Genomic DNA, 21989 nt, shown 5'->3' with positions numbered 1-21989 from the left:
ATTGTGGTGATGGGTCTATAAGCCGGGTTTTGTGCGCGCCCGAGGGCACGTCCCCACCATTTATCTAGGCCAGTCCTCGCGGAAAGGCTCCATCAACCTACCCGCTGGCGCCGGACGAGCCGCCCGGTGCCGATGCAGCCGAAGCTGCGCCGGCGTACCAGCTTATTTGGTCTTTCAACCCCTGAGGTTTACCCAGCCGGGACGGTCACCCGCCCGCTGGTGCGCTCTTACCGCACCTTTTCACCCTTACCGGCCGCCCGAAGGCGACGTAGGCGGTAGTTTTCTGTGGCACTGGCTGTCCTGGTTTGCATTATGCGCGCCAGTCCTTCCCGTTAGGAAGCAGGGTGCTCTGCGTTGCCCGGACTTTCCTCGTCGCCCGAAAGCGCCGCGGTGGGGCGACCCATCACTGCATGCAAAGGTACTCAGCGTTTAGGGCTGACTGTTTCTGATGCGTAAAAGTTCTCTTAAATCTTCAAGATAATTATCGGTCACTTCTTTTTTGAATTTACTGAGACTTTCTAGGCCTTGGATAGAGGCTTGCAAAAGCACATCGTGTCGTTTCCCCAGAGTTGCTATAGCCGCAATAGCGGCATCTTGCGATGCAACACCAACAGGAATAGATATAACTGCTTGCGAAAGCAAATCAACGAAATTTAAATTGTTGCCAGATGCAATTAAGCAGCGCATTGTATCTGGTTGCATTAGCATTTCAATTGCTTTTTCAGAAACTTAGTACGTGCCCCTGGCATGGGCGATTCCCATGAGTTCACTAAACAATTTTAGGAGGTTGATATCTGCTTCCACTCCAGCAGCTTTGTTTAGCCTTGTTTCTGAGGAGGCTTTTATTCGATACTCTTTAAGAGAAAGCCAAATTCCAATAGAAGTAGAAAGTATTCCAATCACCACTGCAAGCGGGACACATACCTCTTTTATAAGAATACCCAGTGTTTGAAGTTGCTCCATAAAGACACTGTTGGCTCTAGTCAAATAATCACTTCCCCTCCCACACATTATCCTGCGGGTAACTATCCGACACCAGTGTGCTGCCAAGCATCACAAGCTTCACTGGTTGCTTGGTGGACACGGGCACGGTGACCGACGTAGCGCCCGTTTCCCACACGGCAATGGTGCGATGAATTTTCTGGGTTGAATTGTCAGCGAAGGTCACCGTTAGGTCGACGGGGACGGGCTTGCTGCCTTTGGCTTGCACCACGATGTCGTAGCCGGCGCCGGTTTTGTTCACGTTGGCAATGGCCAGGTCCGGGTAGCCAGCATCGAAAAACCAGCGCTGCCAAAACCAGTTGAGGTTGCGGTCGGCTCCGGCATTCATGCTGTTGAAGAAGTCGTAGGGCATGGGGTGCTTGCCGTTCCAGTTGCGGATATAGGTGTGCAGCGCCTTGGTAAACAGCTCGTCGCCGAGCAAATCCTTCACGTAGAGGTAGCCCATGGCGGGCTTAGGGTAGGAGTTCAGGAAAAACGGTATGCCGCTCTGCTGGGTGCTGAGCGTGACGATGGGCGCGTCGCTCTCCGTGGCGGCGCTGGCAGCGTAGCGGGCCACACCGTAGTCGTCTACTATGGTGGGGTCGATTATCGGCGAAATCAGCCACTCGCCGATGGTAGCCCAGCCCTCGTCCATCCAGCCGTACTTCGTTTCGTTGATGCCCATGTAGAAGGGGAACATCGTGTGGAAGATTTCGTGGTCGGTCAGCTCAATGGCGTCTTTGCGTGTCTCGGTGGGGTTGTCGTTCACCATCATGGGGTACTCCATCTGGTCGAGGCCGTCGAACACGGTTTCGTGGGCGTAGGGGAAGGGCCATTTGGGGAAGGTGTAGCTCATGGCTTCCACCGTTTTGCGGGCGAAGTGAATGACTTCCTCGTAGTCTTTGTGCTCGGGCTTGTACACGGCATCGACGCGGGTGCGGCGCTTGGTGGCGGGGTCTACCACGAGGCTCGTTGATTGCCACACGTAGTGGTCGGCCGTGGCGAAAACGAAGTCCGTAACGTTTTGCGCCTCAAAACGCCAGGTGTTTTGAGCATTGGGCGCGGTGATGTCGCGACGCTTGGCATCTTCGGCTGAAATGATGGCGGCTACGGCATCCTTGCGCTCGGCATCCTGCAGGCGCTTGGCGTATTTCTTGGTAAGCACTTGGCTGGCGTTTTTGAGGTCGCCGGTGGCCCACACCACAAAATCCTTGGGCACGGTGATGGCCGCCTTGAAGTTGCAGAAGTCGTTGTAGAACTCCTGGTCGCCAGTGTAGGGCTGCTTGTTCCAGCCATCGATGTCGTCGTACACGGCAATGCGCGGAAAGAAATAGGCCACGAACGCCGCCCCCGGCTCCACCTCGCCGGTGCGCTGGTGCGAGCCTTTGTTGAGTGTGTAGGCGTAGGTTACCTGCACATTGGCGGCCTGCCGCGAGCCGAGTGCCCGACGCAGCGGCACCGTCATGTTGGTGGCTTGAATGGCCAGCTTCTTTACATCGAATACTTCCCCGTTGATGGTCAGGGCCGAAATGGTCATGCCCTCGCCCACGTCTTCGGGAGAGAAATTGCGAGTGCGCGGCGCGCCCTTTTGGTAGATGTTGGTGTAGAGCTTGAACCAGATTTGGCGCAGCGAATCGGGGCTGTTGTTCTGGTAGGTGATGGCCGCGGTGCCGGCCACAAGCCGGGTAGTCGGGTCGAAGCTGACGGTGAGGTTGTAGTCGGCGGTGTTCTGCCAGTAGTTGGGGCCTGGCAGACCGCTCTCGGCGCGGGTGCCTTTGGTGAAAGTAGCCTGGAGGTTGCGCGGGATGGGCAGCGGTTGCTGCGCTAGGGTCGCAAAGCTGAGGAATAAAGAAGCGAGCAGTAAGGGCAGGCGCATGAAAGATGAAGTGAATAAGGATTATAAAGCCAAGACACAAGAACGTCATGCCGAGCGCAGCCGAGGCATCTCGCGTGCAGCAGTATTCCCAATCAGTGGGTTCACTACAACACGCAAGATGCCTCGGCTACGCTCGGCATGACGCTGTTTCTGCTATTTACGCCAGGGCCATGCCCCAAGAAGTTATTTCAGCCGCACCAGCGTGGCGCCGAAGCCAAACTTCTCCTTGCGGGCGTCCTCGAAGAACTTGATGTCCTTATTCCGGCTGAGCTGGCGATGTATTTCCTTGCGAAGCACCCCATTGCCCATGCCGTGAATGAACACGATTTCGTGCATATTGGTAGCCAACGCGCGGCTCAACGCGTCCTCAAACGCATCGAGCTGAATGCGCAGGATGGCCGTGTTCGACAGCTCTTCGGTGTTGTCGGAGCGCAGGGCCTCCAGGTGCAGGTCGAACTCGTGGGACGGAGCTACTACGGGCGCGGCGGGAGCCGGAGCGGCGGCCGCAACCACTGCGGCGGGCTTGGCCGGAGCATCACCGGTCAGTTGGGCTTTTAAAGCCGCAGCATCAACACCAGCGGGCTTGGCGGGAGCGGCAACTGGGGCGGGGGCTTCCTGCGTCAGCTGCTCGGGCGCGATAGCCGCGGCGGCTTTCTCATCCAGCTGAAACAAGTAAGCATCCTTTTGGATAACCGGCGCCGGGCGAATGCTGGAGTAGAAGGTGCTGGCCTTGAAGCCTTGGCGCTTGGTGAGCAGCTCGTAGGCCGCCTCACCGTTGTGGCGGTGGGGAAGGAGCTGGAAAATCACGGCGGGCCAGGTCTCAAAATCCTTCATGTGCAGGAAGGACAGGGGCTTGGTGCTGGCCTTGGGGCCGAGCTTGTCGGCGGCCAGGGCGCGGTAGGGCCGGTCGCTGGTTTCCTCGCCGTAGGTGTAGAGCACGTCGGCCTCGGTGTTGTTGATGAGCGTGACGGCCAGCAGCTCGGGCGACTGGTGCACCAGGGCCAGAAACAGCCCCTTGGCCGCCGCGGCTTGCTTGCCTGCGGGAGCTGCGGTGCCTCCCACTTTGGCCACTCCCGCACCCTTGGAGGCTACGGCGGCCAGGGCCTCCTGCAGCGAGGGCTGAGCAGACTTGGTGGCCGCTGGCTGGGAGGGCCGCTGGCTGCGGTCTTTTTTGCTGGCGTTTGCGTTTTTGCCGGGCACCTGGCCCACGCGGTAGTCTGGCGCCGTGCGGTCGAAGTTGTTGCCTTCTTCCTGGGCCACCACCACTACTTCGCGGCGCAGCACGGGAATGGTAAAATCATTGTCGATGGCTACTTCCACCAACTCGCTGTCGAGCAGGCGGGTAACAATTCCTTCTTCGGTGCCGGTGAGCAGGCGTACTCTATCTCCTACGTTCATAATATCACGGATTGTCGCTGGCTAGCGCTGTTTTTCTTACGTCAGAAACAGCGTTTCTGGCCGCGTGGGTTCTGCAAAAGTACGGTTCAGCAGGGGGCGGCGGGTTTACCCTGATTTTCGGCCGCCCTGCGCTCTACATATAGAGCCCGTGAAATCGAAAACCGTTGCGCCCATTGTATTGCAGCGCCGGCGCGGGCAAGTGGAAGATGCTAAGGGTATAAAACACCTTTTTCAGGAGCGGGCTCCGGGTAGGAATGCGCCGCAAATCCACATCCAGCGACAAAAAATACTGGCGGTAGGAGTTCAGGCCCAGCGCCCGGTTGGCAGCGTCGTCGTTGTACACCATTTCCTGCCCGCTGTAGCCAATGGCCGGCTGCAGCCAGCGGGGCCAGCGGTTGCCGGGCTTGAGAAACGCGCCCACGTCGGTGCACAGCCAGTAGGTCTGGCCGTTGTAGTCTTTGAGCCAGCGTTCGGGCACGCTGCGACCCAGCACGTTGGGGCGCTGCCGGGCGTAGGGCGTGAGGTGAAAGGACCACTTGGGCATGATGCGCACGTCGTGCCAAGCCAGCTGCTGGGCCAGCAGCGCCGCCGAGCCCAGGAAATTAGCCGCCAGGTCGGTGGCCGAGGCGCCATAAGCGGGGTCACGCGCATCGAGCAGCTCCAGAGGGCTTTGGATGGCAAACCCCACAAAGGAGCCGTACCAAATGGATTTCTTTTCGCTCAGGCCCGCCCACCGGAGCATATCGACGGCGCCGCGGCTGATTTGGAAAGCTCCCCAGAAGTGGCCGGCCTTGTCGAGCTGCTTCCACTCGGGCCAGTCGTTGAACCAGCGCATGGACGCCCGCTCGCCGGTGTACCACGAGGTGGTGAGCCCTGTGTAGATAATGCCGTAGCCGACGGCCGAGCCGCCCACCAGCAGGCGCAGTCGGCGCTGGCGCTGTGCCACCGAATCGGGAGGCACCGCCGCGGCCTGAGACGCAGGTACTTGCGCGGCCACGGAGTCGGGAGAGGGCAAGGCTTGGGCAGCGCTGCGAATGGGCGCGCCCGGTAGAAAAAAAAGAGTTGCTGCCGCCGCTAAATACCACTGCCGCAGCACCAAAATAAAGCGGGAAGAAGGCATTATGAGAGCACAAATGGGCAGCAAAGGTACGGCGCAACCCAACTGCTGGCGGCGAGCAGACAGTATCTTGCAGCTTGCTTTCCCGTAGAGCCAGTGGCGTTCCCACCCGCCGGTGCTACACGTTCCCACCATTCACTCCCACCAACCCATTTTCAATGCAAACATTTCGACGCTTAACAGGCCTGCTGCTAACGCTGCTGGCCTGGACGACCCAGGCGCAAGTGGTCACAACCCAACCGGTGTTCTTCTCCGAAACCACACCGGTAACCATCACTTTCGACGCCAGCCAGGGCAACTCCGCCCTGAGAGACTTTACTGGCCCGGTCTACATCTGGACCGGTACCGTGACCAACCTGAGTGCCAACAACACCACGTGGCGCAACGTGAAGAGCCCTACTTTTAACCAAGCCGACCCCGCTGCGCTAATGACGCGCGACGCGACCAACCCCAACCTTTACCGCATCACTTTCACGCCCCGCACCTTTTACCCGGTGCCCGCCAACGAAACGATACTGCGGCTGGGCATGATTTTCAAGAATGCCGATGGTTCGATAGTCGGCCGTGCCACTGATGGCGGCGATATTTTCATCGACGTGTACCAGGGCGGTGCGGCCGTGCGCATCACCAACCCCGCCCGCTCGACCAACCCGCAGTTTGTGGCCCCGAACGTGGCCCTGCCCGTGGCGGGCGAGAGTGCACAAGCTGCCAACCTGGTCCTGACCCTAAACGGCACCCAAATTGCGCAGGCCACTAACGCCACCACCATCAGCGGCAGCGCTACGCCTACTTTGGCTGGCCGCAATGTGCTGAAGCTGACGGCCGGCACTGGTGCCACGGCCGTGTCCGACTCAGTTATTCTCATTGTGCGCCCCACCGTCACGGTGGCGGCTTTGCCCGCTGGGGCACAGGAAGGCATTACCTACCTGCCCGGCGGCACCTCGGTTATTCTGGCCCTCACTGCCCCAAACAAGCAGTTTGTGTACGCCGTGGGCCAGTTCAACAACTTCCAGGCCGATGCCTCGGGTTTCATGAACAAAACCCCTGATAACAACATGTGGTGGGTGCAGCTCAATGGCCTCACGCCCGGCCAGGAATACGCCTATCAGTACCTGATTGACGGCACCATCCGCGTGGCCGACCCCTTCACGGAAAAGGTGCTGGACCCCAACAACGACCGGTTCATTCCCGCCGTCACCTACCCCGGCCTGACCTATCCGGCTGGCCAGACGGGCATCATGTCAACGTTCCAAACCAACCAGACGGCCTATCAGTGGCAGACTAACAACTTCACGCGCCCAGCCAAAGCTGACCTCGTGATTTATGAGCTGCACCTGCGCGACTTCATCGAGCGCCACGACTTTCAAACCCTTCGCGACACCCTCAACTACATCCAGCGCCTGGGCATCAACTGCATCGAGCTAATGCCGGTGAACGAGTTTGAGGGCAACGACAGCTGGGGCTACAACCCCAGCTTCTACTTTGCCGTGGACAAATACTACGGCACCAAGAATGCCTTCAAAGCCTTCATCGACGAAGCCCACCGCCGCGGCATCGCCGTGGTCATCGACATGGTGCTGAACCACTCCTTCGGCCAAAGCCCCATGGTGCAGATGTACTCCAACGGCGGCGAACCCACGGCCGATAACCCCTGGTTTAACCGTGTGGCCCGTCACCCCTTCAACGTCGGCTACGACATGAACCATGAAAGTCCCTTCACACGCGCTTTCAGCAAGAAGGTGATGGATTTCTGGGTGAATGAGTTTCGCGTCGACGGCTACCGCTTCGACCTGAGCAAGGGCTTCACCCAAGTGAACACCGGCAACGACGTGGGTGCCTGGGGTCGCTACGACCAGTCGCGTATCAACATCTGGAACGACTACAATACCCACATGCAAAACACGCGCTCCGGTACTTACGTCATGCTGGAGCACTTTGCCGAAAACAGCGAAGAACTGGTGCTGTCCAACGCCGGCATGATGCTTTGGGGCAACATGCACGGCGCCTACGCAAATGCCATCAAGGGCGCTACCGGCAGCTCCAATTTCGCGGGTGCTTACCACGTGGACCGCGGTTGGCAGCAGCCCAACCTGATTTCCTACATGGAAAGCCACGACGAGCCACGACTTGTATACGAAGCGCTCACCGCTGGCTTGTCCAACACCTCGGGCTACAACGTCCGCAATCTGCCCACGGCCCTGTCCCGTATGGAGATGAGCGCAGCTTTCTTCCTGCCCATTCCCGGCCCCAAGCTGATATGGCAGTTTGGCGAGTTTGGCTACGACATCGACATCAACCTGAACGGCCGCACCGGCGCCAAGCCCATTCTGTGGATTCCTTACCTACAGGACGCCAACCGCCGCCGTGTGCGCGATACCTATACCAACCTCATCGCCCTGCGCAAGCTCCCCGGCTACAACAATGCCGCCTTCACCTACCAGCTGGGCGGTCAGTCGAAGTCGATGCACCTCACCAGCCCCACACTCAACGTGACGATAGTAGGCAATTTCGGCGTCTTTGGTGACCAGATTAACCCGCAGTTTCAGCAAGCCGGCAAGTGGTACAACTACCTCACCGGCGACAGCATCACGGTGGCTAACCCCAACGCCTTGCTGACGCTGAATGCCGGCGATTACGCAGTTTACACCAACACGCGCATTCGCCGCGTTGCCCTGGCTACGCGCGGCAGCCAGCAGCAAAATACCTTCCGCCTCAGTGCTGCGCCCAACCCGGCCAGCAACAGCACCACCGTACGCTACGAATTGCCCGTGGCCGGTACCGTGCAGTTGTCGGTGCGCAACGTGCTGGGCCAAACGGTGCTCACGCTGCCTGCCGTGAAGCAAGCCGCCGGCTCACGCAGCCAAGAGCTGCCGCTGGGCAAGCTCGCGCCGGGTGTGTACTTGGTGCATCTTCGCGCCGATAGCCGCCAGCAGGTGCTGCGCCTGGTAGTAGAATAAAGAACTCGAAGCCGACCACCGGCCATAAAAAAGCCCGCCTGTGTATCAGGCGGGCTTTTTTGTGGCCGGTTGGTTAGCGGCCTTCTTCGTGGTACCCCACCAAGTCGTCGATGGGGGAGCGGATGATTTTGCCCACTTCCATGCCGTGCCCGCGGGCCACTTGGGTCAGTACGTCGCGGAAATTATAGCCTACCGAGCCCACGCAGTTGAAAGAGTAGTCCTGGTAGCTGGGGTAGTGCACCACCAGGTTCTTAAAGAACGTTTCGAAGCCTTCGAGCACGATTTCGCGGCAGTAGCTCACGTTGTTGTGGTCGTAGGTGAATTTGGCGAAGCTGGCCAGGAAGCGGTTGGGCAGCGGCTGGTTGTAGAGCCGGTCCAGAATGTCGTTGCGGGAGCCGAGCTTGTAGGTTTCCTTAAAGGATTCCTGCAGGCCATCGGGGAGGAGGCCGCGGAGGTAGTCGCGCAGCAGCCGCTTGCCGAAGTACGACCCCGAGCCTTCATCGCCCAGGAAGTAACCCAGCGAATCGACATTGTAAGTGATTTTTTCACCGTCGTAAATGCAGGAGTTCGTTCCCGTACCCAAGATGGCGGCAAAGCCGGGCTTGCGGCCCAGCAGGGCGCGGGCCGCGGCTAACAAATCTTCGGTGACGGTAGCAGTAGAATTGGGAAACAGCTCACGCAGTGCGGCGGCAATTACTTCCGCTTTTTGGGGCGAAGAAACACCTGCACCGTAGAAGTGAACTTCTTTGACTTCTTCCCGCTGCAAGGTGTCGGGCAGGTTTTTGCTAAGCGAAGCCGTAATGGCTGCAGTATCCACAAAGTCAGGGTTGTAGCCTTCCGTATTAAAGTATACCCGGTTTTGGGTGTCATCGAGCAGGCACCAGCTGCATTTGGTGGAGCCACCGTCGGCAATTAGAATCATATCAAACAGGTTGTGTTAGAGGGGATGGCGAAAGTAGCAACTAGCGCGAGAACCGTGCTTACGTAATAAATGCAAGCAGAGAAGGGAACATTCGCTTATTCATTTGCGGTGTGGTACTTAAGTATGAATTTTATTGCTTATTTAAGTATATTTACCAAGCTTGTTACCGGCCCCTCAAAAGTTTGGTAGAAAGCACAACAGTATTTTTTATTCCCACCCTTTACAGTAAAAACTGTCATGAAAAAACTGTTTACTCTTGCAGCAGCCGGTGCTATGGCTATTGGAACTCTCAATGCGCAGGCTCAAATAACCGTTGACGGCGTGCTAAACGCGAATGAAATCGGAACGGCTACCACCGGCCGATACGTGCTGGTGGGCAAATACACCAACCCCCGTGGTTTTGGAGATTGGGGCTTGCTGAGCGTTTACGCTGCCAACACTGCTGACAAGCTATACTTCTTCATTGCTGGTACCGTTCAAAACGAGATTAGGAGCGCTACAGACTCTGACATTAATGCGCTGCAACTTTACATCGACCGCCCCGGCGTAGATGGCGCCTCCGCCTCTCCAACTGCACTGCCTAAACCTGCGGCAAGCATTGGTACTTCGTTTTCAGGCATGGAGGCCAAAATGGACCTAGCGCCCGACTTGGCTGTGGCCATAAAAGGCAACGGTACTGCTAACCAGTTCCAGGTAGATGCCATTTCGTACACGTCGGCAACCGTAGCATTCGACCGGGTGCTCACCACCACAGCTGGCCCGTTGGCAAACACAGGCACGGCCCTTACGCTGGCCGCAACAGGCACAGCCGCTCCGTTCGCGGCTTTGGCTAATGCTCGCATGGCTTACCGCAATTCCACTGACGGCAAGGTAACCAGCAACCCTGGCTACCGCGCCACAGCCACCGATGCTGGATACGGCGAGGCTGGCTCCTATGGTTGGGAAATTGAGTTTGACCGCCGTGAAATGGGCCTGACCACCAACGGCCCTGTTGTTAACATCTTCGTGCTTCAAAACAACCGTGGTGGCGATTATTTGTCTTCCGACTTTATTCCGCAGACAACTACTCCGCTTACTACCAACAGCGGCAACCCAGCCAACGCTAACACGGTCGATTTTGCTACCATTGCTGGCACGCAATCAGCCGCCATCACGCTGGCCACAGTAGCGGCCAGCACCCGTGCCGCCAACGAAGCAGCTATCGCCATGGGCGTGTATCCAAACCCCGCCAATGGCACCGCCACGGTGGCCTATAACGTGGGCAACCGCTCCGAAAAAGTAAACATCGTGCTGACTGACTTGGTAGGCCGTCAGGTACAAGTGCTCTCGTCTGGTCTGGAGTCGGCCGGCGTGAAAAGTAAAACCGTGACTACTGCCGAGGTAGCGGCCGGCACGTACCTCGTGCGCGTGCAGGTTGGCGACAAAGTAGCCACTCGTAAAGTGGTGCTGCTGTAAAACGTATAGCTCGGCTCAAAAGGAAAGGTCCCGCATCACTTACGATGCGGGACCTTTCCTTTTGAGCCGAGCTATACGTTGAGTACCCAAGGAAGAGGAATTGTATACAAGCCCAATGTGGTGACTAACTTAGGTGTAGTAATTGCTTTCTCCACAAGCCACTTATTAAAAAAGGCCCCCATCCTGTTCAATGGATGGGGGCCTTTTTTAATTCTTCTCAATTGCTGGTATTGAAGCCAGCTTATTGCAAAGTATAAGTTAAGTTATTAAGATTAAACTTAAGAGTATACATGCCGGTCGTTGGTATCACAATGTTAGGACCATCGAGAACAAGAGTACCTGTCCCACCGCTGTTACGAGCATTAGCACCGTAGTTAGTGGCTACGTTGTTTACATTCCATTGCGCGTTTTTGCGAAACTTGAATTCGCCAGCATTCAGCGTGCGAGTCAAGTCATAAGTTCTGGTATCGCAGTTGTAAGTCAGAGGCACATCCGTGTTCCAATCGACGCCTGCGGTCCCAATGATGGACCATACATCAGCATTAGGGGGCAAGCACACTGTGTAAGCCGTTACAGTCATTGGTACCGGGGCCGACACGAAAGTTTGCGCATCAGTGCCTACTACGGCGGCCACACGCACAAATACCGAGGTTGCAACACCGGGGGTTATGCCCAGATTGATGAGGCCCGAATTGAGCTCTCCAACTGTTACTGATTTGGTGGAGCCTGTGCCTGCTTCAATGTTGAAAGGGTAGCCGAAACCAGTGGCCGACTTGGCTACTTGAAGCCGATAGGTAACGGCTGGGGCTGTGGGGCGGTCGGTGCCACTAATGGCAAATGAACTCACGGGCGTCCACGTAAAAGCCGCGGCGTTTTGAGCGCTGTTTGCTTGGGTTAGCACAACGGTGCTTGTCGAGGTGCTGAGGGTAATGGCATTGGAGGGCGCAATCGTGACCTTGTCCTCATCTTTTTCGCAAGATGCAAGGGTAGTCACTGCCAACAAGCCTGCTACCACTTGGGTAAGCCAGTTCTTCATGATTCGTTTTGATTAGTGATTACAAGAAAATTCTTACTTCTCATTCCATGCTGTTACACTCGCGGCGTTGCGGCCTGCGGGTGAACGAGGCCAGTAGCAACCCAGGCAGATTTACGATAGGTTGATACAAGCATACAAACGGGTGAAAGATGTAGTTCTTGAAATGTATGATTTAAAGGCAAATGAGGATGGGCCGTGGCGTACGGCCCATCCTGCTAAGGTATTTTAGTACCCCGGGTTCTGCCGAAGGTTGGAATTAGCCGTGAGGTCAGACGACGGAATTGGGAAAATCGTCCGGAAAGGTTCCACTGCGCGCCCTGCAGCCACCCCGCCCTTCCAAGGCCAGAGGTAGGTTGCTTCTACAAAGCGGTTGTAGCGGATAAGGTCGGTGCGACGCGTAGCCTCCCAATGCAACTCCCGAGCGCGCTCGTCGAGAATGAACTCCGGGGTCATCTGCGCATTGGTGATGGCGCTGCCTGCCGCGTTCCGGAAAGCCCGGGCCCGAATCTGGTTCACATAGCCCAGCGCGATAGCGCGGTCGGCGTTGCCGCGGGCAGCTGCTTCGGCATAAATCAACATCATGTCGGACAAGCGCAGCATCGGAAAGTCAACTCCGGAGAAGTTCAGCGAACCGCCCAAGCCCGTACCGTTCGAAGTGATGTTGCGGTACTTAATCACGCCCAGTCCTTGTGTGAACTGGCTGAGGTCGCTGATAGCAAGGGTCTGGCCAGGAGCCCAGAACCGGCCGCGGGTGTCACGAACCGTATCACCGCCTGCCAAGAAAAACTTCTCAACTAAAGCACTGGTGGTGCGCAAGCCACCCCAACCGGTAGATTGGCCCACGTAGCGCTGCCACGCGCCGTCGGCACCGCTGGTAGCGCCGTTGACGAGGAAAGTGGTGCCACCGAAGCTCTGAACGCGCGTGATGTCGAAAATTACCGGCCAAATGATTTCATTGGCGGCGGGGGGCAGGTTGTTGTCAGCTAAGAAGTTGCGACCATAAGCCGAAGAAGCGGCACTGGCAGTTGTCGACAGCGAGTAGCCCGAATCAATTACCTTCTTGGCTTCTTCAGCAGCCTTGGCAAACTCGGGAGTTCCCGTGTACACCCCAGCGTTCAAGTACATGCGAGCCAAGTAGCCGTGTGCGGCAGCTTGGTCGACACGGCCATACTCGTTGGTGCGGGCCGGCGCCAGCTCGGTGCTGATGGCCTGCAATTCAGACACCACGTAATCGTAGAGCTGCTTGCGGGTGTAGTAGGGGGGGCGCGACGCACCTACGGCATCGTTCTCCGTCACAAAAGGACCGTTGCCAAACAGGTCGATGATGTGCGAGTAAGCCACTGCCCGCAAAAAGCGCGCTTCAGCCCGAAACAGCTTGCCCTGCGCCTGCTCACCACTGCCCAAGCGGCTGCTGAGCTTATCGTCCGTTGCCTCGCGAATGAATTCGTTGCAGATAGCAATTTCGTAATAGGACCGGTTGTAGAGACCACGGAGCAGGGGGCCGTTGGCATCCCAGTTCATGTTGTGCCACTCTTGCACACCCGGGTCGTTCCAGGCAATTACCGCCTCATCAGTGGTCAGTTCCTGCGCACTCCAGTACTGACGGATGTAGTCCGAAGTACCTGCGTCGATGCCCCGAATGTCGCCCGAGCCGGGACCGGATGGGCCGGTGAGGGCAAATCCGCCGTACAGTTTGGCAAGCACCTGCTTGTAACCGTTCAGGTCGACGTACACTTTATCTGGCGTGAGCTCAAACTTGGGTGTCTGGTCCAGGTCTTTCATGCAAGACGTGGTGAGGCCAAGCAAAGCCGTGCTCAGGGTGAGGGCCGTGAGCCCTCGGTATAAAGAATTTTTCATATACGGTGGGAATTAAAAGCCGAGAGCAAGGCCAAGGGTATAAGTCCGGGCCCGGGGATAAAAACTGTTATCAATACCAAAAGTCGCTTGACCACTGAGGGCGTCAACAGAAGCAATTTCAGGGTCAACACCCTTGTACTTCGTAAGCACAAAGGCATTCTGAACGTTGCCAGTCACGCGCAACGTGGAAGCACCCAGTACTTTGCCAACATTGTAGCCGAGCGATATGTTCTCGCAGCGCAGGAACGAAGCGTTCTGTACGTAGTAATCCGAGAACAACTGCTGGCGCGTGAAGCCGGTGTTGAGCACGTCGGGGTTCAGGTTGCTAACAAAGTTGGTCGAGCCCTGGGCATTGGCAAAGTTGCCGAGGCCGGCCGCGTTGGCGTTGTACACGTAGTTGCCTACGTTGCCGCGTAAGGTAAAGGCAAAAGTGAATTTTTCGTAAACCACGTTCGAGCTAAAGCCTAAGGTTACCAGCGGGGCGGGCTGCTTGTAGTAGTAGTCACCAACATCCGCGTTAGCGGCGTTGCGTTCGCTGTTCACATACAGTCCCTGAACGGGCCGTCCATCGGGGCCATATACTTGGCGGCGAACATAGAACGTGCCGACGGGCTGGCCCACAGCGTTGATTTGAATGAAGTTGCCAGTGCCACCAGGAATGGAACCAACATTGTATCCAGGAAAACCTTCCTGCTGAGACCCTAAGTCGGTGATTTTGTTAACATTGTAGGCACCGTTCAGGTTCACATCCCAGGTAAGATTCTCGCTGCGGAAAACGCCATAGTTTAAGCCTAGCTCAACGCCACGGTTGCGCAACGAGCCAATGTTGGCGTTCAAGCGGTTGGTGAGGTTAGAACCAGCCGACTGGTCTACTTCGGCGAGCAGGTCGCTTGCCGTGCGCTGGTACACGTCCAGGGTGGCCGTGAGGCGGTTATCCAGGAAGCCGAGGTCAACACCAGCGTTGTAGGTGTTCGTGGTTTCCCAGGTCAGCACCGAGTTGTAGCCTTGAGGGCTGTAGGTAATGCCAGGAATAGTATTGCCGTTGCCAAAAGGGTACTGCGAAGTAGAAGAACCCACTACGTAACGCGGTTGCGTGTCGTAAGCACCGCCAATGTCCTGCTGGCCCGTGCGGCCGTAGCCGGCCCGAAGCTTCAGTTCCGATAGCGTGTTATTGTCTTTCAGGAACTCTTCGTTCTTAACGCGCCAGGCCAAGCCCAGAGCCGGGAATACACCGCTGCGGAAACCTTTGCGGAAACGCGAGGTTTGGTCATTACGCACGGTGGCAGTCACCAGGTATTTGTCCTGTACGTTCATCGTGGCACGGCCGAAAAAGGATATCAGCACGTTCTTGTCGTAGAAACCTGGCAAGCTCAGCGTTTCGCCGCGGGTAACGAGGGTGTCCCGGTTTGAGCGGTAGTCCAAGAAGTTAGGCCCTTGGTTGATAAACGACTGGTAGGCGTGGCCAGCCTGCACGTCGAACTTTGTGCCGCCAAACTGCTTGCCATAAGCTAAGTAGGCTTCCAGCAATTTCATGTCTCTATCCTGTGCGTACTGGGTGAACCGGCCGCTCAGGCCTGGGTCGGGGGAAACTTCGTAGTTGCCAAAGTCATTCGGTGAGATGACGTTGTTGCCACGTCCGCGCGATGCGTCAAGGCCGAGGTTCAGGTTGGCACGCAGGCCTTCAACGCCATGCACCTTGTAGTCGAACTGCACGTTGCCGATGAGGCGCTTCACGTTGCTGGTGTTGTTCGAGTTGTTAAGGGCTGCTACGGGGTTGGCAGGGGCATTGCCCAGGGGAGCCCCGGTGGTGGGGTTCAGGAACTGGGAATAACCACCAAATCGCGTAAATCGAGCTTCGTTGGAACGCACGGGCTGAGTAGGGTCGTAAAGCGCAGCCCCTGCCACGGTGCCGTAGTCAACGAAACGGTTGTCAATAACGCTACCTTTAGCGTTGATGTCGATGCGCAGCCGGTCGTTCAGAAGCGTAGGCGTGAGGCTAACCGAGCCTGTGTTACGCTTCAGCTGGTTGGTGATGACAATACCTTCTTGGTACAGGTTGCCATAAGACACGCGAAACGGCACCTTGGCCACGCTGCCAATGAGGCTCACCGTGTTGTCGAAAGTAGCAGCAGTTCGGAAAATCTCATTCTGCCAGTTGGTGTTGGCAGTACCCAATGAAGCAATCTGTGAAGGCGAGCCAAACTGGTTAATCTGCCGACGGAATTCATCGGTCGAGAGCGTCTCGTAGCGACGCGCCACTGTTGAAACGCCCGTTTGCGAGTTTAATTCTACGCGCAGCTTTTCTCCCTGAAGGCCGCGCTTGGTGGTGATGAGAATAACCCAGCCCGAAGCCCGGTTGCCATAAATGGCCGTAGCCGAGGCATCCTTAAGCACGGTGAACGTCTCAATGTCGTTGGGGTTAATCAGCGACAGCGGATTCGAAGCACCACTGATGGTGGTTTTGTCTACTGGCACACCATCAATTACATACAATGGGTCGCTGTTGGCGTTAAGCGACGAGTTACCGCGAATCCGGATAACGTTGGCGGCACCTGGTGCACCACCGCCCGTCGTGATGCTTACACCGGCCACTTTGCCTTGAATCAGCTGCTCAGGGGTAGTAACCTGGCCTTGCACAAACTCCCTAGAGTCAACTGTGGCCACGGCCCCGGTCACGTCCTGCCGACGCTGCGTGCCGTACCCCACTACCACTGCTTCGGACAGTTGAGTAGCGTTTTCCACGAGTGCAGCGGAGGTTTCGGTGTTTTGGCCGGCCACCACCGTCACCGGACGGCGAACGGTGTTGTAGCCCACAAACGAGATAACCAAGGTCTGGGCACCGGCTGGCACGTTCTGAATGCTGTAAGTGCCATCTACGTTGGACGAGCTGCCCAATGAGGTACCCTCAATGAGCACTGTTGCACCTGGGATGCCTTCGTTCTTACTGTCGGTAACCCGACCGCTAACGGAGCCTGTTTGGGCATAGGCCCCCGAGGGGAATCCTAGACCGGCGAATAATAGCAGAAACAGTAGTTTCGCTAGATAAGGGTGTTTCATGGGAAACGGGATTTGGTGAGAATTGTGAGTGGTGGGAGAAATAAAAAAAATGGGAAACGGCGTGCAAGTTACCTATACAATAGCATTTAAGCCTGTTTTGTAGGGATTTTTGTCTTGTTCTGAAGTCATTTGAGCATAGCGTGCGGCAGTAACGGCGAGGCTGCTAAGCAGGTTGTTGGCATTAATTGATTTTAATACATCTATAGGTAGGAAGACATGGGCTACTGAAAACCCAAGGCTGTGTAAGCAAGCAGTTGTTACAGGAGAGTGTCTGAACCTAATTGGACAGCATTGGCAATCTGTGTGCAATCGTTTGCAGGACAATGCGTAGTAGGCAACAGGCCCATTTTTCAAGCTTATATGTAGTGCGACTTAGCTAAGCTATGACAAACTCAGCCTAACAGCAATAGCTCAAGATGCAAACCGCTAAGCGTTAAACTTGGTTAAATTTAACGATTAAATAATCAAGGAGTTGACGTTGGTTTGAGCGGGATTTTTGATAAAGCAAGCATGTTCAAAAATCGTTACGAGGGGTGTTGTGGGGGTGAAATCATTAAAGTTTTCGAGTAGGTGTAGCATCTCTTATGAATCGAATTTCTCCGCAAATTATCTTCAAGCTGTATGTGCTGATATTTTAATAATATACTGATATACAGAATATTGTGAAAAAAACACTAAAATTTTATTGTTCATTTCATAGCACTCGGGCTGAGTCTTAGATGGCTGTTTGGCTCGCTCTGTATTTAAGCTCCAACCAAAGCTCTAAAAAAGAGGAGTCATAGGGCAGCCCAATGGTACTGTTGCTGCCAGGGCATCAAGCCAAATACCTTGCAGGGCCAATCTATCATCGTTACTTTTGGCTTTTCCTTAGAAGATGAAAAAGCGCCTACTGCTCATTCTTTTGCTCTGCGTGGCCAACTCAGCCATCGTACTCGCGCAAAGCCGCTCTAGTGCGCGGAATTCTGCTTCCAGAAACCGCGCACCAGCCGATGGTGCCAGAGGCCCGCAAGGGCGCCTGAACGATGATGGACAGCCCGAGGTATTTGTTGGAAAAATCAAGCTGAACAAGCCTGTAATCGTTTATTACGAACAGGCGGCGCCCGGCAAAGCAGTGCAGCAACTTATTATGGCCGAGGAAAACCTGGGCTTGCTCAAAACGCTGGACCTGGAGGAGCTCATCAACCGGCGCGAAGTGTTTGTTGATGGCCTGAGCAACCGCCCTCTGCCCGGGAGCGACCAGACCAAATACCGTTTGCTCGGCACCAGCGCCGTAGCCGAGGACACGCGCCGCCCAGCCGGCGACGGCCGCAGTTTCTACTCCCGCCTGAAAGTGCCGGCATCTGGCGTTCTGTACGTAGTGCGCGAGTCAGCTGAAGAATACCGGCATTTCGTGAAGGGACCGCAGAAAAAAGGCTCTTTTCTGGATTTCCAAATCAATGGCCTTCCAGGCATCGATTCCGTAAGGGCCGTGTACACGCTGCGTAAAATGGATTCGGCGGAGCAGGGTACTGGCGCAACAATTCGGTAGAGGTAGTAAGAGTGAAGGCAATCTGGATTCTGCGCTTGGCAATCATTCTTGCCATGCTAGCTGGCCCCGCCACCGCCCAAACGGTGCTGAAGATTACCCGCGTGCCTGCCAACACCCCGCCGGACGACACCCTTTTTGTGGCCGGCTCCTTCAATATATGGAACCCTCACAATCCGGCTTACAGCCTGATTAAAACCCCGGACGGCACTTACCAAATAACCCTGCCTGCCTCGCTGGGTCCAGTCGAGTACAAGTTCACCCGGGGCAGCTGGGAGAAAGCCGAAACCGGCCTCGACAAGCAGCCCCTGCCCAACCGCCGGGCCAACCTGCAGCAGGCAGCGGTCATCACCCACGAAGTGCTGGCCTGGAGCGAGGCGGGCGCGGCCCCCACGAAGAAGCACACCGCCACGCCGCAGGTACACACGCTCAGCGACAACTTCCGCATTCCGCAGCTGGGCCGCACGCGGCGGGTGCTGGTGTATTTGCCTGCCGACTACAGTGCCAAGCCCCAAAAGCGCTACCCCGTGCTGTACATGCACGACGGCCAGAACGTGTTCGACGACGCCACCAGCTACAGCGGTGAGTGGGGCGTGGACGAGACCCTCGACAGCCTGCGGGCCACCGGCCAGGACCCCGTCAGCTGTATCGTCGTCGCCGTCGACAACGACAGCCAGCACCGTTCCGATGAGTACATCCCCTGGCGCAATGCCGAAATAAAGGCCGGTGGCCAGGGCAGCGCCTACGTCGATTTTCTCGCCCTCACCCTCAAGCCCTACATCGACGCCAAGTACCGTACCCGGCCCGACGCCGCGCATACCGGCATTGCGGGTTCTAGTCTGGGCGGACTGATATCGGTGTATGCAGCCCTAAAGTACCCACGCGTGTACGGTCGGGTAGGGGCTTTTTCGCCGGCCTTCTGGGTTTGCAACGACTCCCTGAAGGCTTTCGCCAAAACGCACCGCCCGGCTTCCAGCACCCGGTTTTACTTCGTGTGCGGCCCCGAAGAATCAGAAACCATGCTTCCGCTTACCGCAGCCTGGCGCGACAACCTGCGCGCCCAGGGCGTGCCGGCCTCCAACCTGTCGTTGCGCGCGCCTGCCGATGGTCAGCACCGCGAGTGGTTCTGGCGGCGGGAGTTTCCGGCGGCTTACCGGTTTATGTTTCGCCCAGCGGCCGAGGGAGTAAAAACAACCCGGTAAATTTCATAAATGGCAGAGGAGTACTTTTGCAATAATGCTGATGATAATAAGCAACTGCTACGAAGCTTGCAGTGTTATTTTAAGGCCGTTGCTGCTATTTTAACAAAGTTGCTTTATCTTTGCGACGCGTTTCAGAAAAGCGCTTTCCCAAAAATGACCTTACATCGTACTTCCCAGGCTTGGTGGTGGCAGCTCCGAAACATCGGACCGGACTGCCTGTGCGCCTAGTGAAGTCACCTTTGATTTTGCCTTTGACCACAAAAGCCCGGCCGCAAGCCGGGCTTTTTGCATTTTATTCCAGCTAAGGCCATTTGTTGGTCTTCCTCGTTCAACCCACGCTTCCCAGTGTCTTACCAACTTACCACTGCCCACCGCCGCCTGCTAGCCGACACCGTGACTCCGGTGGGGCTATACCTGCGCCTGCGCGACCAGTACCCCAACTGCCTCCTGCTGGAAAGTGCCGACTACCACGGCCAGCAAAATGCTTTTAGCTACCTGGCCTGCGAGCCCTTGGCCACGTTTGAGTTGCGGCGGGGCGGCGAGTTGCGCCAGTCCTTTCCCGATGGCCAAGTGACCACCCAGCAGCTTCACGAGCCGCGCCAGGCCCTGGCAGAGCTGCGGAAATTTGCTGCCGCTTTCGTGCCCGATGCCGCAGCGGCCAAAATGCCCTTCATTAGCACTGGTCTGTTTGGGTATATGGGCTATGAAGCGGTGCAGAGCTTTGAAGATGTGACCTTCAACGCGGCCAAGATTCCTGCCGGCAATGTGCCGCTCATCCGCTACGGCGTGTATCGCTACGTTATTGCCTTTAACCACTTCCGTCAGGAGCTATTCCTGTTTGAGCACGGTGTGGCCGGCCACGAAACCGAGAACAACGGTCTCGACCGCCTCGAGAACTTGGTGCGCAACCCCAGCGTGCCCGTGTTCAGCTTCGCCACGGTGGGAGAGGAGTCCAGCAACCAAACCGACACCGAGTTTCTGGCGCGCCTCACCCAAGGCCAGGCGCACTGCATGCGCGGCGACGTGTTCCAGATTGTGCTCTCGCGCCGTTTTCAGCAAGGTTTCTCGGGCGATGAGTTCAACGTGTATCGGGCGCTACGCTCTATCAACCCTTCGCCCTACCTGTTCTACTTCGACTACGGCGACTACAAAATCTTCGGGTCCTCGCCCGAGGCTCAGGTGCTGGTGCAGGGCCGCGAAGCCAGCCTGTATCCCATTGCCGGCACCTACCGCCGCACCGGCGACGACGCCGCCGATGCCGCCGCCGCCCAGCGCCTGGCCGCCGACCCCAAGGAGAATGCCGAGCACGTGATGCTGGTGGACCTGGCCCGCAACGACCTGGCCCGCCACGGCACCGAAGTGAAAGTGCGGACCCTGCGCGAAATTCAGTTCTATTCGCACGTCATTCACTTGGTTAGCCACGTCACGGCCCAGCTGGACGCGGGTACCGACACTTTGCAAGTGGTGGCCGATACCTTTCCGGCCGGCACGCTCTCGGGCGCCCCCAAGCACCGCGCCCTGCAGCTGATTGACGGGCTGGAGCCCACAGCCCGCGGCTATTACGGCGGCTGCATCGGCCACCTGGGCTTCGATGGCAACTTCAACCACGCCATCATGATTCGCTCGTTTTTGAGCACCGGCAACCAGCTTTATTTCCAGGCTGGCGCCGGTGTGGTGGCTGCTTCCAGCGTGCAATCTGAACTGGAAGAGGTGCACCACAAGTTGGGCGCCCTACGGGCAGCGCTTAAAGCAGCTACTGATGTTTATTAGTACAAGGAACGTTATGGAAACGTTATGTCGAGCGCAGCCGAGACATCTCGCGTGCTGCAGCAATTCAATCATTCAACGACGCACGCGAGATGTCTCGGCTGCGCTCGACATGACGTTCTTTTTATTTTAAGTCTATGAAAATCCTCGTTCTCGACAACTACGATTCTTTCACCTACAACCTGGTGCACCTGCTGCGTGAGTTGGGCCACGGCGCCAACCTAACCGTGACCCGTAACGACCAGATGCCACTCGAGGCTGTGGCCGCTTACGACGCCATCATGCTTTCGCCCGGCCCTGGAATTCCGGCCGAAGCCGGCTTAATGCCGCAAATCATCAAGACCTATGCGCCCACCAAGCGGATTCTGGGCGTGTGCCTGGGGCATCAGGGCTTGGCCGAAAGCTTTGGCGCTACGCTCTATAACATGCCCGCAGTGCTGCATGGTGTTGCCAATGAGGCGGAAGTAACGGCCCCGGACGAGCGGCTTTTCGCCGGCCTGCCGCCGCGATTTCAGGTGGGCCGCTACCACTCCTGGGCCGTTCGTCCCGAAACCATGCCCACCGAGCTGGAAACCACGGCCCGCGACGCCAACGGCGAGGTACTGGCCTTTCGTCATCGGCAGTTCGATGTGCGCGGTGTGCAGTTTCATCCTGAGAGTATTTTGACCGAGCACGGCCACAAAATGCTGGAAAATTGGTTGAGTTAAACAACTGCATAAAATGGGCGTCATGCTGAGCGCAGTCGAAGCATCTCGCTCGCATCGTTGAACCAGAGGTCAGCGCAGCTAACGATTAGGTTACTACTACACGCGAGATGCTTCGGCTGCCCTCAGCATGAC

The 21989-nt window shown here is 56.9% G+C and carries 15 protein-coding genes and 1 other RNA gene; 6 read left to right on the top strand and 10 right to left on the bottom strand.

Annotated elements, in window-relative coordinates:
• Positions 1 to 2 precede the first annotated feature (2 nt).
• The 6 genes from rnpB to BMZ66_RS05095 all read right to left on the bottom strand — a co-directional run bounded on the left by rnpB (position 3) and on the right by BMZ66_RS05095 (position 5375).
• Positions 3 to 407, bottom strand: an RNA gene (rnpB, locus tag BMZ66_RS05110) — RNase P RNA component class A.
• 22 nt (positions 408 to 429) lie between these two features.
• A complete protein-coding gene (locus tag BMZ66_RS25045; RefSeq protein WP_143080062.1) occupies positions 430 to 702 on the bottom strand; it encodes a hypothetical protein in 273 nt (90 codons plus the stop codon).
• 27 nt (positions 703 to 729) lie between these two features.
• Positions 730 to 963 (bottom strand): hypothetical protein, encoded by a 234-nt coding sequence (locus tag BMZ66_RS25040; RefSeq protein WP_143080061.1) that lies wholly within the window; start codon positions 961 to 963, stop codon positions 730 to 732.
• Between the two features lie 28 nt (positions 964 to 991).
• Positions 992 to 2857 (bottom strand): M1 family metallopeptidase, encoded by a 1866-nt coding sequence (locus BMZ66_RS05105; RefSeq protein ID WP_092669643.1) that lies wholly within the window; start codon positions 2855 to 2857, stop codon positions 992 to 994.
• Positions 2858 to 3040: 183 nt separating this feature from the next.
• Positions 3041 to 4255: a Smr/MutS family protein gene (locus tag BMZ66_RS05100; RefSeq protein ID WP_092669641.1), complete on the bottom strand. Its 1215-nt coding sequence runs from the start codon at positions 4253 to 4255 to the stop codon at positions 3041 to 3043.
• A 133-nt stretch (positions 4256 to 4388) separates the two neighbouring features.
• Positions 4389 to 5375: a DUF2279 domain-containing protein gene (locus BMZ66_RS05095; RefSeq protein ID WP_092669639.1), complete on the bottom strand. Its 987-nt coding sequence runs from the start codon at positions 5373 to 5375 to the stop codon at positions 4389 to 4391.
• Between the two features lie 155 nt (positions 5376 to 5530).
• Here BMZ66_RS05095 and BMZ66_RS05090 point away from each other — a divergent pair, with 155 nt between their 5' ends.
• Positions 5531 to 8329: an alpha-amylase family glycosyl hydrolase gene (locus tag BMZ66_RS05090; RefSeq protein WP_092669637.1), complete on the top strand. Its 2799-nt coding sequence runs from the start codon at positions 5531 to 5533 to the stop codon at positions 8327 to 8329.
• Between the two features lie 73 nt (positions 8330 to 8402).
• Here the strand turns inward: BMZ66_RS05090 and BMZ66_RS05085 are convergent, their stop codons facing one another.
• Positions 8403 to 9251, bottom strand: a complete 849-nt coding sequence (locus tag BMZ66_RS05085) for an N-acetylglucosamine kinase (protein ID WP_092669635.1) — start codon at positions 9249 to 9251, stop codon at positions 8403 to 8405.
• A gap of 273 nt (positions 9252 to 9524) precedes the next feature.
• Between BMZ66_RS05085 and BMZ66_RS05080 the strand changes: the two genes are divergently transcribed.
• A complete protein-coding gene (locus BMZ66_RS05080) occupies positions 9525 to 10706 on the top strand; it encodes a T9SS type A sorting domain-containing protein (RefSeq protein ID WP_214606949.1) in 1182 nt (393 codons plus the stop codon).
• Positions 10707 to 10947: 241 nt separating this feature from the next.
• On the opposite strand, the gene BMZ66_RS05075 is transcribed toward BMZ66_RS05080, so the two are convergent.
• From BMZ66_RS05075 to BMZ66_RS05065, 3 genes are all read right to left on the bottom strand, one after another.
• Positions 10948 to 11742, bottom strand: coding sequence for a SusE domain-containing protein (locus BMZ66_RS05075; protein ID WP_092669631.1), 795 nt, complete (start codon positions 11740 to 11742; stop codon positions 10948 to 10950).
• A 225-nt stretch (positions 11743 to 11967) separates the two neighbouring features.
• Positions 11968 to 13599, bottom strand: coding sequence for a RagB/SusD family nutrient uptake outer membrane protein (locus BMZ66_RS05070; RefSeq protein WP_092669629.1), 1632 nt, complete (start codon positions 13597 to 13599; stop codon positions 11968 to 11970).
• Positions 13600 to 13611: 12 nt separating this feature from the next.
• Entirely contained in the window at positions 13612 to 16656 is a 3045-nt protein-coding gene (locus BMZ66_RS05065) for a SusC/RagA family TonB-linked outer membrane protein (RefSeq protein WP_092669627.1), read from the bottom strand.
• Positions 16657 to 17530: 874 nt separating this feature from the next.
• Here BMZ66_RS05065 and BMZ66_RS05060 point away from each other — a divergent pair.
• The 4 genes from BMZ66_RS05060 to BMZ66_RS05045 all read left to right on the top strand — a co-directional run bounded on the left by BMZ66_RS05060 (position 17531) and on the right by BMZ66_RS05045 (position 21857).
• Positions 17531 to 18184, top strand: coding sequence for a hypothetical protein (locus tag BMZ66_RS05060; protein WP_092669624.1), 654 nt, complete (start codon positions 17531 to 17533; stop codon positions 18182 to 18184).
• Positions 18185 to 18219: 35 nt separating this feature from the next.
• Positions 18220 to 19383 (top strand): alpha/beta hydrolase-fold protein, encoded by a 1164-nt coding sequence (locus tag BMZ66_RS05055; protein WP_143080060.1) that lies wholly within the window; start codon positions 18220 to 18222, stop codon positions 19381 to 19383.
• A 345-nt stretch (positions 19384 to 19728) separates the two neighbouring features.
• On the top strand, positions 19729 to 21153 hold the full coding sequence (locus BMZ66_RS05050) for an anthranilate synthase component I family protein (protein ID WP_092669620.1): 1425 nt from the start codon (positions 19729 to 19731) through the stop codon (positions 21151 to 21153).
• A gap of 134 nt (positions 21154 to 21287) precedes the next feature.
• The gene (locus tag BMZ66_RS05045; RefSeq protein ID WP_092669618.1) at positions 21288 to 21857 is read left to right on the top strand and encodes an anthranilate synthase component II; all 570 of its coding nucleotides are present in this window, start codon (positions 21288 to 21290) and stop codon (positions 21855 to 21857) included.
• Positions 21858 to 21989: the final 132 nt, after the last annotated feature.

It is taken from the genome of Hymenobacter arizonensis (assembly GCF_900115775.1).
Classification (GTDB): Bacteria; Bacteroidota; Bacteroidia; order Cytophagales; family Hymenobacteraceae; genus Hymenobacter; species Hymenobacter arizonensis.
This window is presented reverse-complemented; position numbering and strand designations above follow the sequence as displayed.